General features: G+C 46.6%; 12 protein-coding genes. 8 read left to right on the plus strand and 4 right to left on the minus strand.

Translation table 11 applies throughout. The features are described from left to right. Positions 1 to 60: 60 nt before the first annotated feature. The 5 genes from LCM00_RS08230 (at position 61) to LCM00_RS08250 (ending at position 7,298) form a co-directional block, all read left to right on the plus strand. Positions 61 to 1,341, plus strand: coding sequence for a carbohydrate ABC transporter permease (locus LCM00_RS08230; RefSeq protein WP_224900034.1), 1,281 nt, complete (start codon positions 61 to 63; stop codon positions 1,339 to 1,341). A gap of 1 nt (position 1,342) precedes the next feature. Beyond that, positions 1,343 to 2,185 carry a sugar ABC transporter permease gene (locus tag LCM00_RS08235; RefSeq protein WP_094768262.1) on the plus strand — a complete coding sequence of 281 codons (843 nt, stop codon included), beginning with the start codon at positions 1,343 to 1,345 and terminating at the stop codon, positions 2,183 to 2,185. Positions 2,186 to 2,273: 88 nt separating this feature from the next. After that, positions 2,274 to 3,815, plus strand: a complete 1,542-nt coding sequence (locus tag LCM00_RS08240) for an alpha-amylase family glycosyl hydrolase (RefSeq protein WP_224900036.1) — start codon at positions 2,274 to 2,276, stop codon at positions 3,813 to 3,815. A 72-nt stretch (positions 3,816 to 3,887) separates the two neighbouring features. Next, a complete protein-coding gene (locus LCM00_RS08245; RefSeq protein WP_224900038.1) occupies positions 3,888 to 6,227 on the plus strand; it encodes a glycoside hydrolase family 31 protein in 2,340 nt (779 codons plus the stop codon). Positions 6,228 to 6,272: 45 nt separating this feature from the next. Beyond that, on the plus strand, positions 6,273 to 7,298 hold the full coding sequence (locus LCM00_RS08250) for a LacI family DNA-binding transcriptional regulator (RefSeq protein WP_224900041.1): 1,026 nt from the start codon (positions 6,273 to 6,275) through the stop codon (positions 7,296 to 7,298). Positions 7,299 to 8,107: 809 nt separating this feature from the next. Here the strand turns inward: LCM00_RS08250 and LCM00_RS08255 are convergent. After that, entirely contained in the window at positions 8,108 to 8,980 is an 873-nt protein-coding gene (locus LCM00_RS08255) for an SDR family oxidoreductase (RefSeq protein WP_224900044.1), read from the minus strand. A 104-nt stretch (positions 8,981 to 9,084) separates the two neighbouring features. On the opposite strand from LCM00_RS08255, the gene LCM00_RS08260 reads away from it, so the two are divergent. Continuing rightward, positions 9,085 to 9,591, plus strand: coding sequence for a GNAT family N-acetyltransferase (locus LCM00_RS08260; RefSeq protein ID WP_224900047.1), 507 nt, complete (start codon positions 9,085 to 9,087; stop codon positions 9,589 to 9,591). Between the two features lie 420 nt (positions 9,592 to 10,011). Here LCM00_RS08260 and LCM00_RS08265 read toward each other — a convergent pair whose 3' ends face one another. Continuing rightward, the gene (locus LCM00_RS08265; RefSeq protein WP_224900049.1) at positions 10,012 to 10,503 is read right to left on the minus strand and encodes a YajQ family cyclic di-GMP-binding protein; all 492 of its coding nucleotides are present in this window, start codon (positions 10,501 to 10,503) and stop codon (positions 10,012 to 10,014) included. A 186-nt stretch (positions 10,504 to 10,689) separates the two neighbouring features. Here LCM00_RS08265 and LCM00_RS08270 point away from each other — a divergent pair, with 186 nt between their 5' ends. Next, positions 10,690 to 11,553, plus strand: coding sequence for a CvfB family protein (locus LCM00_RS08270; protein WP_224900053.1), 864 nt, complete (start codon positions 10,690 to 10,692; stop codon positions 11,551 to 11,553). A 71-nt stretch (positions 11,554 to 11,624) separates the two neighbouring features. Here LCM00_RS08270 and LCM00_RS08275 read toward each other — a convergent pair whose 3' ends face one another. Both LCM00_RS08275 and LCM00_RS08280 read right to left on the minus strand, forming a co-directional pair. Then, positions 11,625 to 11,756 (minus strand): DUF3941 domain-containing protein, encoded by a 132-nt coding sequence (locus tag LCM00_RS08275; RefSeq protein ID WP_009794054.1) that lies wholly within the window; start codon positions 11,754 to 11,756, stop codon positions 11,625 to 11,627. A 76-nt stretch (positions 11,757 to 11,832) separates the two neighbouring features. After that, entirely contained in the window at positions 11,833 to 12,693 is an 861-nt protein-coding gene (locus LCM00_RS08280) for a DegV family protein (protein WP_224900056.1), read from the minus strand. 129 nt (positions 12,694 to 12,822) lie between these two features. Here LCM00_RS08280 and LCM00_RS08285 point away from each other — a divergent pair, with 129 nt between their 5' ends. Next, on the plus strand, positions 12,823 to 13,653 hold the full coding sequence (locus LCM00_RS08285) for a YitT family protein (protein ID WP_224900059.1): 831 nt from the start codon (positions 12,823 to 12,825) through the stop codon (positions 13,651 to 13,653). The last annotated feature ends 15 nt before the right edge of the window (positions 13,654 to 13,668 follow it).

Raw genomic sequence — 13,668 nt, forward strand, 5'->3', positions numbered from 1 at the left:
GAAAGATCCACTAAAAAAATCGCCCTTTATGGGAATCAGATAGAAAGGGGCATCCTTTCAATGGAAGAAGCATACCGTTCAAACCATCGGAAAATTGCTGCAGGTCTGTCCATCATCCCGGGACTTGGCCAAATGTATAATAAACAATTTGTCAAAGGCATCGCCTTTTTAATTCTAACACTATCATTCATTGTTGCTTTTAAAGACTTCCTCAATATTGGCCTTTGGGGACTTGTCACTCTCGGGGAAAAGCTGCCGAGGGATAATTCCATCTTCCTCCTGGTATACGGAATCATTTCCGTCATCCTTCTTCTATTCGCGGCAGGGTTTATGTACATCAACATCCGCGATGCCTATAAAAATGGAAAGAAACGGGACTTGGGCAAGCACCTGAGCTCGATAAAAGAGCAATATCATACATTGATAGATTCCGGTTTCCCATACTTGATGATCACACCGGGATTCTTCCTGCTGGTGTTTGTGGTCATCCTTCCGATTGTGTTCGTGCTTTTGCTTTCGTTCACAAACTACAACCTGTATCATCAGTGGCCTGCGAAGCTGATGGACTGGGTGGCATTCGATAACTTCGCCAAACTGGTCACATTGGATATCTGGCGCGATACTTTCGTAAACGTGTTTGCCTGGACGATCATCTGGACGTTCGGTGCGACAACGTTCCAAATTGCCCTTGGGGTTTTCCTGGCAGTCCTTGTCAATCAGAAGGATCTGAAAGGGAAAGCAATCATCAGGACAATCCTGATCCTGCCATGGGCCGTACCGGCATTTGTATCCATCCTTATCTTTTCAGGCCTGTTCAATGAAACGTTCGGTGCCATCAATAACGTCGTGCTTGATTTCATTGGCATCGGTCCGATCCCGTGGATGACAGAGGCCCTGTGGACAAGGATCGCTCTCATTATGATCCAGACCTGGCTTGGGTTCCCGTTCATTTTTGCGATGGTCACAGGTGTGCTGCAGGCGATACCGGATGAGCTTTATGAAGCGGCAACGGTGGATGGAGCGACGATTTGGCAGAAATTCAAGAATATTACCTTCCCGCTGATCATGCTGTCCATCGCACCGATCCTGATTACGCAATATACCTTTAACTTTAATAACTTCAATATTATTTATCTATTCAATATGGGCGGCCCAGCTATCTCAGACCAAAATGCAGGGGGCACCGATATCCTGATCTCGTGGATCTATAATCTGACTGTCACGAAATCTGAGTACGGAATGGCTGCAGCCATCACAATGATTCTATCTGCGATAGTCATTTCCGTGGCATTATGGCAATTCAGAAGGACAAAAGCTTTCAAAGAGGAGGATATGATGTGATATGACTACAAAAAAAGAAAAATTCATCAGGCTGTCACTGACCTATCTTGTCATTCTTTTTATGGCGGTCATCATCATTTATCCGATTCTGTGGGCCATTGGAGCATCACTGACGCCTGGAACAAGCTTGACCAATTCATCACTCATCCCGAAAAATGCGACATTTGCCCATTATAAGACGATATTCAACCCGGAAGAGAGCAATTATCTGATCTGGTATTGGAACACGTTGAAAATCTGCGTGATCACCATGCTGGCATCTGTCATCACCATCAGCTTGATGGCTTACTCTTTTTCACGTTACCGCTTTGTCGGCAGGAAAAATGGACTTACCACTTTCCTGATTCTTCAGATGGTGCCTAACTTTGCAGCATTGATTGCGATCTTCGTCCTTGCACAGGTAACAAACCTGCTGGATACCCATCTCGGGCTCATCCTCATTTATGTAGGCGGGGCCATTCCAATGAACACCTGGCTGATGAAAGGATATCTCGACAGCATCCCTAAGGAGCTGGATGAAAGTGCAAGGATGGATGGCGCAGGCCACTTCCGTATTTTCTGGCAGATCATTATGCCGCTTGCGAAACCGATTGTTGCAGTCGTTGCGCTCTTTACATTCATTGCGCCGTTCACGGACTTCATCCTGGCAAAGGTCATGTTAAGGACACCTGAAAAATATACACTTGCCGTTGGGCTATATGAGCTTGTATCAAGACAGTATGGAGCCGAATTTACCACATTCGCTGCCGGGTCTGTCCTGATTGCGATCCCGATTTCAATTTTATTTTTATCCTTCCAGAAATATTTCGTTTCAGGTTTGACTGCCGGGGGCACAAAAGGCTAATCTTAAAGGGTTAGTGACTTTAGGGCTGGGCTGCTTAAAGGGTTGTTTCCTTATGGCAGCGCAGCTTGATATTTAAGGAGGAGCGGAGATGAAAAAAGGAGTCATGGCTCTCATCTTAATTCCGTTTCTTCTTTTTTGCGCCCTACCGGTAGGAGCAGTTGAAAAAGAAGAGCGTAAATGGCAGGATGAAACAATTTATTTTCTAATGGTCGACCGTTTTAACAACGGCGATTTCAGCAATGACCTGGAAACAAAAGCAAGTGACCCGAAAGCCTATCACGGAGGGGACTTCCAGGGTATCATTGACGAGCTTGATTATCTGAAGGATATGGGCTTTACAGCCATCTGGCTGACGCCGATTTTCGAAAATGAAGCAGGCGGCTATCATGGCTACTGGATCAATGATTTTTACAAAACGGAGGAAAACTTCGGATCTATCGAGACGTTTAAAAAGCTTGTAAAAGAAGCACATAAGCGCGATATGAAAATTATCCTTGATTTTGTCGTCAATCATGTTGGACCCAATCATCCTTGGGTGAATGACCCGGAAAAGCAGGACTGGTTCCATGAACAGAAGGAAATAACCAACTGGGAGAATCAGGGCGAGCTTGAAAATGGATGGATCTATAATCTGCCTGACCTCGCCCAGGAGAATCCGGAAACGAGGCAATATCTCCTGGATGCAGCCAAATGGTGGATAGAAGAGACCGATATTGACGGATACCGACTTGATACGGTCAAGCATGTGCCAGTTGACTTCTGGGAGGATTTCGCGAAAGAAGTAAAAAGCGTCAAGGAGGATTTCTATCTTCTGGGCGAAGTATGGACAGATGATCCTGCATATATTGCACAGTATGAGAAAGCGGGGATCGACGGGTTTGTCGATTATCCGCTGAACGGGCATCTGCGTACAGCATTTGAAAAGCCAGGGCAGCCCTTTGACTGGCTGTTTACAAGCTGGGAGAGGAATCAGGCCCAGTACGATGATCCTTATTTAATGGGAACATTCATGGATAATCATGACACCGTCCGTTTTACACGCGATGCAATCAGCAACAATGAGCATCCAGGCCCGAGATGGCGTCTGGCCCTCACATATTTATACACGTCACCGGGGATTCCCATTGTCTATTATGGAAGTGAAATAGCGCTTGATGGGGGAGAAGATCCTGATAACCGCCGCCAAATGGACTTCAGGACAGACCAGGAGCTTGTTGAATACATCTCAGATATTGGTGTATTAAGACAGCAGCTCCCATCCCTCACAAGGGGAACAATGGAGCCTTTATACAATAAGGATGGCATGGCAGTGTACAAGCGGACCTATGAGGATGAAACCACTGTCGTGGCCATCAATAATACAGTGGAAACACAGACTGTTTCCCTTGATTCCGGCCTGCTTGAAGAAGATAAGCAGCTGAAAGGCCTTTTGGGCGGGGATCTTGTGAGGTATGATGACGGCAACTATAAGCTGATCGTTGACCGGGAGGAAGCCGAAATCTATGTGCTGTCAGAAAAGACAGGTTTGAATATCCCTTATCTGGCAGTAATGGGGCTGGTCTATGCAGCCTTCATCGTCTTTATTATCCTTCTTTGGAGAAGGTCGAAAAAGAGGAAGCCTGTTTCCTGACCCCATCCGGCATTGCCGGCAGCTTCCATATCCCGGTCATGACAGTAGGGATTTGAAGGAGGAGTCGGCTATATGGATGATACAAGCTTTGCCATACATCCAGGGAAGAGCAGAAAGATAGAAAATAGTGATTACCAGGAAGCAGGAGATGTGCTTGCTATAGAAGAATGCAGGAATGGCCTGAAGGTCCGGACTGAAACAGGGGAACTCAGGATTGTATTCTATACAGAAGAAATCGTCCGCATCACGATGAACTTTTTTGGGGAAGCGGATGCGGGAACGAGCCCTGCCGTTATAGGAGAGTTGCAGGAAGTAGAGCTCGAGCATAGTGAATCAGGAGATCAGGCAGAGATAAAGACCTCTTGCCTGACTGTCAAATTGATCAAATCCCCTCTTCGGATTACGGTGGCGGATGCAGCCGGCAGGATTTTGGCCGGGGAAAATCAAAAAGGGATGGGCTATAAGCATTCTAAAGAAGTCATCTGCTTTAAGAACATGGAGGAGAGCGATCAATTTTACGGCTTTGGAGAGAAAACGGGCTTTCTTAATAAAAGAGGGGAAAAGCTGGTTATGTGGAATAGTGATGTATATGCACCGCATAACCCAGAAACAGACCCGCTCTATCAGTCCATCCCTTTTTTTCTCACCTTGAGGGAAGGGAAAGCCCATGGCATATTCTTCGATAATACTTTCCGGGCAGAGTTTGATATGCGCGGAGCGGAGTTTTATTCCTTTTCGGCCGATGGCGGCCAGCTTGATTATTATATAATGGCTGGACCTTCACCAAAGGAGGTTATCCGTCAATACACATCGCTGACAGGCAGGATGCCATTGCCGGCCAAGTGGGCGATCGGCTACCATCAGTCGCGGTACAGCTATGAAAGCCAGCAGGAAGTGATGGAGCTGGCGGCGGCTTTTAAAGAAAAAGGCATCCCGCTGGATAGCATTCATCTGGATATCCACTATATGGATGAATACAGGGTTTTTACATTTGACCGGAACAAATTTCCCGATCCCGGGAAAATGGTCAGTGATCTGAAGGAGATGGGCATACGCATTGTTCCGATAGTTGACCCGGGCGTGAAAGAAGACCCGGAATATATGGTCTATAAACAGGGCATCCAGGAAGACCTTTTCTGCAAATACCTGGAAGGCAATGTATATTACGGAGACGTCTGGCCAGGAAATAGTGCATTTCCTGATTTCACAAGCAAAAATGTGCGCGACTGGTGGGGAAGCCTCCACTCGTACTATACAGAGCTTGGGATTGAAGGCATCTGGAATGACATGAATGAACCGGCGGTCTTCAATGAAAGTAAAACAATGGATTTGAAAGTCATGCATGAGAACGATGGGAATCCCCGGACACATAAGGAGCTTCATAATCTTTACGGCCTCCTGATGGGGAAATCGACATATGAAGGCATGAAGAGCCATTTGAAGGGGAAGCGGCCATTCCTGCTTACGCGTGCAGGATATTCCGGTGTCCAGCGGTATGCGGCCGTATGGACAGGGGATAATCGGAGCTTTTGGGAGCATCTGCAGATGTCGCTGCCAATGGTTATGAATCTTGGCGTCTCGGGTATTCCTTTCTCAGGTCCGGATGTAGGCGGCTTCGCCCATGATTCCAATGGGGAGCTTCTCACGAGATGGACACAGGCAGGTGCATTCACCCCATTTTTCAGGAATCACAGCGTACTCGGGTCAGCAAGGCAGGAGCCTTGGGCATTCGGGGACAAATATGAAGCTATCATCAAAAAATACATTGAGCTCCGCTATACATGGATGCCCCACCTTTATTCTTTATTTGCCGAGGCTCATAAAGAGGGCACCCCTGTTATGAGGCCATTATTCCTCGAATTCCCGGAGGACGAACATACCTGGAACCTTTCTGATCAATTTATGATCGGCGATAATGTCATCATCGCACCGATTATGCAGCCTGGCACCTCCCACAGGGCCGTCTATCTGCCTGAAGGCATGTGGGTAGACTATTGGACTGGCAGCATCTATGAGGGGGAAAAGCATCACCTGATCAAAGCACCTTTGGAAACGCTGCCTATTTTTATCAGAAAAGGGACAATGCTTGCCCGCGCGGAAGCAGGTGCGGCTGGTCCCCTGACACTTCATCTTTATTATGAAGAAGGAGCTGAATGCTCCTATACCCTGTATGAAGATGATGGGGAAACTTTTGCATATGAAGAAGGGGAATACAGGGAAATCTGCTTTAAAGTGAAGTGTGAGGAAGGAACTGTATATCTGCACTCAACAGGTGCAGGCAACTTTGAGCCTGGCTGGAGCTCAGTCCGGCTTGCCGTGCACAGCAGAGAATATGTCCGGTTAAAGGAAGGAAGCAGCACGCTGCTCCCTGAAAAAATTGAGGAAGGCCGCCATTATTTTATACTTTCATAGATAGAAATAGCAGCGGTGTACTCTTATGGATAAGGGGGGAAGGAAATGGCCGTTACCATAAAAGACGTGGCGAAACTGGCGAATGTGGCCCCTTCTACAGTTTCCCGCGTGATTGCGAACAGCCCGCGGATTAGTGAAAAAACGAAGCAAAAGGTCAGAAAAGCAATGGATAAATTGGGATATCATCCGAATTTCATCGCCAGGAGCCTTGCCAGCCAGTCAACACAGGCAATCGGACTAATTATGCCAAGCTCCACTGACGTCGTATTCCAGAATCCATTTTTCCCGACTGTTCTGAGGGGCATAAGCGAAGGTGCCCATGAAAAGCATTATGCCCTTCATATGACGACAGGCAAAACAGATGAAGAGATTTATAACGGAGTTGTCCAGATGGTGCAGGGCGGCAGGGTGGATGGGGTCGTCCTCCTGTATTCAAAAATTGAAGATAAGGTCCTGTCATTTTTACAGGATGGACATTATCCGTTCACCGTCATCGGAAAACCGTTCCGTGATGTTGAAGAAATCACACATGTTGACAACGACAATTTCCGGGCTGCGAAAGAAGCGACCGACTATTTAATTGAGCTTGGGCATACTCATATTGCCTTTGTGGGCGGGGACTTGAATCTGGTAGTCACCGTAGAGCGCCTGCTGGGCTATGAAAAGGCCCTGAGAGCTGCGGACATTGAGCTGGACAATGATTATGTCATCCATGAAGAATTCCTTAAGGAAGGCGGCCAGGAGGCAGTACGGGAGCTTCTTTCCCTTGAAAAGCCCCCGACAGCCCTGGTGGTGGCTGACGATCTTATGGCGCTCGGTGTGCTTAATACATTGGATGAGATGGGCATATCCGTGCCTGATGATATTTCTATCATCAGCTTCAATAATGTACTTCTGTCAGAAATGTCACGGCCTCCGCTGACGTCAGTTGACATCAATATCTTCGACCTCGGATACCAGGCTGCCAAAAGCCTTATCCAGATGGTGGAAGATCCGAAAGAGCCGACCAAAAGGATCATCATTCCTCATCAAATCATTAAAAGGCATTCCTGCAGTGTTACTGCAAAATAAAGTATTGAAAGCCGCTCCCCAGGGATTCTGCCGGGGCGGCTTTTTTTAGTTTTTAGCTCTATTAATGTTCAATGTTATTAATACCTATAATGGAACTATATGATTTGCGGATGTTTGGTTTTGCAATATGCTCTTGTTAAACTGACGGACCCGACAGGCAAACTCTATTTAAGAGCAGTCCGCGCCCACCCAAATAGGGAGCGGACCTTCCCGGACCTGAATGAGGGAATCGGGGACAGGCAGAAAAATAAGCGGAGAAATTCCCCCTAATTTCACAAATACTCTAAAAACAGCTCAAATAGAGGGAGAAATTCCGGCTATCGACTTAAAAAGCAGGAAAATGGGCAACTACCCTCAGCTTAACCGGAAAATCTCCCCTTATTTATTCCCCCCCTTGCCATATTCAGCAGTTTAACAGTAAAATCTCCGCTTATTTTAAGGCTTGCTGGTCACTCAAATAAGGATAAGACTTAACAATAGACTTTAACAGAGCATAGTTATTAAGAGAAAAATGCAGTTTCATATGGTTAAATCTGGAAGGTCTGACGGGGATTCAGGGAGGATACCGCTTGTTTTTACTCACAGCGCATAAAAAAACCAGCCGGAGGACGTCTGGCATCCGGCTGGTTTTCTGTTATTTTCTTCGTTTGTTATGGCTGATTCTGATCAAGCCGCCTCCGCTTTTCTATTGTCCAGCTCCAGGCGCTAGCCCCTCGAGTCATAAGCCACTTTAGGATTGAAGGCAAGGAACGCCTTCTATCCTAAAGCGTCTTATGCTTGTCGGGGCTGAGCAAGCGCCTTCCGCTTTTCTAGCCATTAACAACCTTCCCGCCATTGATGTGGAGCATTTGGCCGGATACGTAGGATGAGTCGTCGCTTGCGAGGTATACATAGCCTGGTGCCAGTTCGTACGGCTGGCCGGCTCTGCCGAGCGGTGTGTCAGTTCCGAATTTGGCGACATCTTCCTCCGTGAAGGTGGAAGGAATGAGCGGTGTCCAGATTGGGCCGGGGGCGACGGCGTTGACCCTGATCCCTGAATCAGCCAGATTTGTTGACAGGGAGCGGGTGAATGTGACGATCGCACCTTTTGTGGAAGAATAGTCAATCAGCTTAGGATGTCCTGCATACGCTGTGATGGAAGCCGTATTGATGATAGAACTTCCTTTATCAAGATGCGGCAGTACAGCCTTTGTCAGGTGGAACATAGAGAAAATGTTTGTCCTGAATGTCTTTTCAAGCTGTTCTGTGCTGATATCGAGCAGGCTTGTCTGCGGATGCTGCTCACCGGCATTATTGACAAGGATGTTTACCTTCCCGAACTCATCCAGCGTCTTGGAGACAACTTCCTTCGCAAAACTTTCATCTCCAAGGTCGCCGGCAAGCAGAAGGCATTTACGGCCGGCTGCTTCGACTTCCTGTTTCGTTTCCTTTGCATCTTCAGTTTCTTCCAGATAAACAACAGTGACATCAGCACCTTCTTTTGCATAATAAATAGCAACAGATTTGCCGATCCCGCTGTCTCCTCCAGTGACAATGGCCACTTTGCCCTCAAGTTTCCCTGAACCTTTATAATTCGGGTCAATATAAGAAGGCTCAGGTGTCATTTTATCCTCTACCCCTGGCTGCTGGTTCTGGTGCTGAGGTTTGAATCCGTTCTGATTATTGTTCTGTTCGTTCGCCATTGTGCAAAACCTCCATTTTTTTATAGATATTAGGTGTATTCCATGCTAGTATGTGTTAAAAACATGGAAAAAATTTCTTGTATTAAAAAGGGGAGGTCTTAATTATGGTAACGATCAGGCGGGCCAGGCAGGAGGATGCTGAGACGCTTCTTCTGCATACACGGCAAATTTTGCAGGAAACCGGGAATATGCTGACTAAGCCGGAGGAATTTCAGGCTACCGTTGAAGAAGAGAGGGAATGGATCATTGATCATGAACGTCCTGGGAATCTGCTTTTAACAGCCTGGAGCGGAGAAGAGCTTGCCGGTGTTTTGAACTTTTCCCGGAAAACACGCAAAAAAGTCAGCCACATCGGAATGTTCGGCATATCCATTAAAGAAAAATATTGCAATCAAGGCATCGGGAAGCAGCTGATCGGCACCTGCCTGGAATGGGCGAAAGAGGAGCAGTGCATTGAAAAAGTATGCCTGGAAGTGTTCTCACATAATGAACGGGGCATTCATTTATATAAAAAAATGGGATTCCAGGAGGAAGGCAGAAGGATCAGGCATGTGAAGAACTCTGATGGCTCTTATTCTGATGAGCTTTTAATGTATGTGTTTGTAAAATAAAGTTAAAATCCCCGGCATGCCTCTGGCATCCGGGGATTTTAACTAAGAAAGCGCCTGCCGCTCTGCCCGTCTTAAGCTTGAGGCCCACAGGATGCGGGTCATGCGGACGTTGCCACAGGACGTGGCGTTCTTAGTCCGCGTTCCTTTATCGAGCAAGGCTTTTCCGCATTTCATTTGTCCGGCTCCAGCGGCTAGAGCCTCGAGTCATAAGCCACGGCAGAATTAAAGGCAAAGAACGCCTTTTATTCTGCCGCGTCTTATGCTTGTCGGCTCTGTGCAAGCCGCTTCCGCACTTCGATTTGTCCAGCTCCAAAGCCTAGGCCCTCGAGTCTTAAGCCAATCAGATCAGAAGGTTAAAGAACAACCTTCCGCTCTGCTCGTCTTAAGCTTGTCGGGCCTGAGCAAGGCTTTTCCGCATTTCTATCGATAGTTAATAAATTGCACATCGACTGTCAGATCGGCTTCTCTTACAGCTGCTATTACCTGCTGCAGGTCGTCCCTGTTTTTTCCTGTTACACGGACCTGGTCGTCCTGAACCTGGCTCTTTACTTTCAGGCCGCTGTTTTTGATGAGGGTGTTGATTTTCTTTGCATTTTCTTTATCGATCCCCTGCATAAGCTTTGCGCGCTGCCTCACTGTTCCGCCGGAAGCGGCTTCCACTTTTCCGTAATCAAGGTTCTTGATGGGAATCCCGCGTTTGATCATTTTGCTTAGCAGTACATCCTTCAGCTGATCCAGCTTATATTCATCATCAGATACCAGGACAAGCTCTTCCTTATCAAGGGTAACATCACTTTTGCTGCCCTTGAAGTCGTAGCGGGTCTTGACTTCTTTCATTGCAATACTGATTGCATTTGTCACTTCAGATAAATCTACTTTGGATACAATATCAAATGAGCTTTCTTTAGACATGGCTAGACCTCCGTCAATTCTTATATTTAGCCGGCTGTTTCGAAGCAGGGGCCGGATCATTTCCTGCAGCAGGCGGCTCCTGTTTTCGAAACCGTTTTACCTTATTCGTTTATTATAGTAAAATATAGCAGTTCAAACAACTTTCAGATTGTCAGCAGACAATAAAGCCATTGAGGAGGAAATTACATGCCTTTGGCAGACTATATCGGACAAGTCACAACTTTAACCGTATCAAGAAAATCATCTTTCGGTTATTTTCTGACAGACGGTGACGAAGATGTATTATTGCATATAAATGAAGCGGCAAAAGAGTATGAGGTGGATGAAAAAGTTGAAGTGTTCCTTTATACAGATTCAAGGGAACGCATCTCGGCAACTGATACCCTTCCGGAGATCCGGGTGGGTGTGTATGGCTGGGCAAAGGTCAGTGATGTAAGGGAAGATCTTGGCGTGTTTATTGATATCGGGATCCAAAAGGAAATGCTTCTCGGCCAGGAAGATCTGCCTCTGCACCTGTCAGTCTGGCCGCAAAAGGGCGATCTTCTCTATATCACCCTCCGTGTTAATAGAAATAACCGGGTGTACGTGAAGCATGCGAAGGACCCGATTATCGAGGAAATTTCCATTAAAGCCACGAGGAAAGACTTTAACAAGAACGTCCATGGACATATCTACAGGACAGCCAAAGTAGGAAGCTGGGCATATACGGCAGAGGGATTCAAGGGTTTTATCCATGAGTCGCAGAGGAAGACAGAGCCTCGCCTTGGTGAAAAAATAGAGGGGCGGATCATAGATGTAAAGGAAGACGGAACAGTCAATATCTCCCTTTTGCCGCGGAAGGAAGAAGCGCTTGACGCTGATTCCCAGAAAGTCCTTTCCTATCTGGAAGAGCGGAACGGTTCTATGCCTTATGGAGACAAAAGCATGGCAGATGAAATCCAGGAACGCTTCCAAATGAGCAAATCTTCATTCAAGCGTGCGCTTGGCAGGCTGATGAAGGAAGGAAAGGTCTATCAGGAGGACGGCTGGACATATATAAAGCAATCATAGAAAAAAGCAAGCGCCGGGCGCTTGCTTTTTTCTGTTCCGGGAAAGCCATCAATAAAGAACCCTGGTGCTGCTTAAAGATGATCCGTTTTTTTCGAGTATTGATGCTTCCCGGCTTTTCTGTTTTTCTCGCGCATCATATTTTTCTCATGCCTCAAGGCATTATTGTCCTGTGCTTTTTTATCATTGTCTGAAGTGTGCGGCATAGAAAAAAACCTCCTTTTTTCCGGCTTGGTCGCCGTCGGTTTTAGTGTCTGCCGCAATCATAAGGAGTATGTAGGATTATGATGCTATTTCATTTAAAAAGAAGAGTGCGATGGTGCCGGCACCGGTGTGCGATCCTATAGCTGCCCCGATGTCTGATATCAATACTTCCTTGGGTCCAAGCTCTTCGATCAGCATCGCCTTGACTTCCTCCGCTGTTTCAAGATTGTCTGCATGGCTGATGGCAATCGTCTGCCCGGAAAAGTCTTTGCCGCGTTCTTTGGCGACCTCGATCATACGGCGCAGAACCTTCTTTTTTCCCCGGATCTTTTCAATGGGGACAAGCTTCCCGTCCTCTACATGAAGGAGCGGCTTGATATTCAGCAGGCCGCCGAGAAAAGCGGAAGCCTTAGAAACACGGCCGCCTTTAGCAAGATGATCCAGATCTTCGACAGTGAAAAGATGCTCCATATGGCGGCTCCGGAAAAGGATATCCTTTTCGATATCTTCCATGGATGCACCTTCGGCAGAAAGCCTTGCCGCTTCTTTTACGATCAACCCGGCTCCAAGGGATGCGCATTTTGTGTCTATAATGGACAAGCTAAGGTCAGGATATTCTTCTTTTACCTGATCCCGCACCATGGCCGCTGTTTGGTATGTACCGGAAAGCTGAGAAGAAAACGCGATATAGATTCCTTCCCGTCCGCTCTTGGCAAGCTCCCTGAACTCCTTTTCAAAGTCCACAGGGGATACCTGGGAGGTTTTCGGGATCTGCCCGCTTCTGATGCTATCATAAACTTTCTTTGGGTCGATTGTAATCAAATCTTTGTATTCCTGCCCATCCAGTAGAACCTGCAGAGGAAAGAGCAGGACATCATTGTCCTTGAAAAACTGCAAGGGTAAATCACTTGCACTGTCAGCCATGATTTTTACTGACATATAGGTCACCTGCTTTCAGCACGTTAATATGCTTTTAGTTTATAGAATCAAGGGAAAAAATACAATGAAATGTGTTGAAAAAACACAATATAGGGTAAAGATACATCAAGTGTTTTAAGGGGGTTCGCTATGATTTTATTAGAAACGAAGAAATTTGTTGTGGTGCTTATAGGCGCCATTCTCAATGCAATTGCGATGAACTTTTTCTTAATCCCGGCCAATGTTTATGCCAGCGGATTCACCGGTGTGGCGCAGCTGCTTTCCAGCATTCTGGGGGGCTTTGCTTCAACAGGTATTTTATTGTTCATCCTGAATATACCTGTAACGATCCTTGCGTGGAAAAAGGTGGGCAGGTCTTTTACTGTCTACAGCTTTTTAAGCGTTTTCCTTATGTCTCTGTTCCTGGAGATCATTCCCGTAATTCATGTATCAGAAGATATTCTTCTGAATGCAGTCTTTGGAGGAGTCATTGCGGCTGTTGGCGTAGGGATGACACTCAAGTGGGGGGCATCCACTGGAGGAATGGACATCGTCGCGATGCTTTTATCAAGGATGAAAGACCGTCCTGTGGGTACATACTTCTTTACTTTGAACGCTATCATCATCATTACTGCAGGTTTTCTTTACGGCTGGGAAAAAGCTTTGTATACACTTGTGACGCTTTATGCTTCTACAAGGGTGATCGATGCGATCCATACAAGGCATGAGAAGCTGACGGCCATGATTGTTACGAAAAAATCCGCCGAGCTGAAGCAGGCCATACACGATAAGATGGTACGCGGCATTACGACCATACCCGCCAAAGGCGCTTTTACGAATGAAAATAAAGAAATGATGATCATCGTCATCACCCGCTATGAGCTTTTTGACCTTGAAAGGATCATAAAGGACGTCGATCCTTATGCGTTCACCAATATTGTAGAAACAGCTGGGATATTCGGCTTCTTCAGGAAAGAATAATCGAAAAAGGGGGTA

Source organism: Bacillus infantis (assembly GCF_020171945.1).
Classification (GTDB): Bacteria; Bacillota; Bacilli; order Bacillales; family Cytobacillaceae; genus Bacillus_AB; species Bacillus_AB infantis_A.

What these genes read in the sequence shown, in the direction of transcription:
- LCM00_RS08230 (WP_224900034.1), top strand. Translation starts at nt 61, where the DNA reads ATGGAAGAAGCATACCGTTCAAACCATCGGAAAATTGCTGCAGGTCTG.
- LCM00_RS08235 (WP_094768262.1), top strand. Translation starts at nt 1,343, where the DNA reads ATGACTACAAAAAAAGAAAAATTCATCAGGCTGTCACTGACCTATCTT.
- LCM00_RS08240 (WP_224900036.1), top strand. Translation starts at nt 2,274, where the DNA reads ATGAAAAAAGGAGTCATGGCTCTCATCTTAATTCCGTTTCTTCTTTTT.
- LCM00_RS08245 (WP_224900038.1), top strand. Translation starts at nt 3,888, where the DNA reads ATGGATGATACAAGCTTTGCCATACATCCAGGGAAGAGCAGAAAGATA.
- LCM00_RS08250 (WP_224900041.1), top strand. Translation starts at nt 6,273, where the DNA reads ATGGCCGTTACCATAAAAGACGTGGCGAAACTGGCGAATGTGGCCCCT.
- LCM00_RS08255 (WP_224900044.1), bottom strand. Translation starts at nt 8,980, where the DNA reads ATGGCGAACGAACAGAACAATAATCAGAACGGATTCAAACCTCAGCAC.
- LCM00_RS08260 (WP_224900047.1), top strand. Translation starts at nt 9,085, where the DNA reads ATGGTAACGATCAGGCGGGCCAGGCAGGAGGATGCTGAGACGCTTCTT.
- LCM00_RS08265 (WP_224900049.1), bottom strand. Translation starts at nt 10,503, where the DNA reads ATGTCTAAAGAAAGCTCATTTGATATTGTATCCAAAGTAGATTTATCT.
- LCM00_RS08270 (WP_224900053.1), top strand. Translation starts at nt 10,690, where the DNA reads ATGCCTTTGGCAGACTATATCGGACAAGTCACAACTTTAACCGTATCA.
- LCM00_RS08275 (WP_009794054.1), bottom strand. Translation starts at nt 11,756, where the DNA reads ATGCCGCACACTTCAGACAATGATAAAAAAGCACAGGACAATAATGCC.
- LCM00_RS08280 (WP_224900056.1), bottom strand. Translation starts at nt 12,693, where the DNA reads ATGTCAGTAAAAATCATGGCTGACAGTGCAAGTGATTTACCCTTGCAG.
- LCM00_RS08285 (WP_224900059.1), top strand. Translation starts at nt 12,823, where the DNA reads ATGATTTTATTAGAAACGAAGAAATTTGTTGTGGTGCTTATAGGCGCC.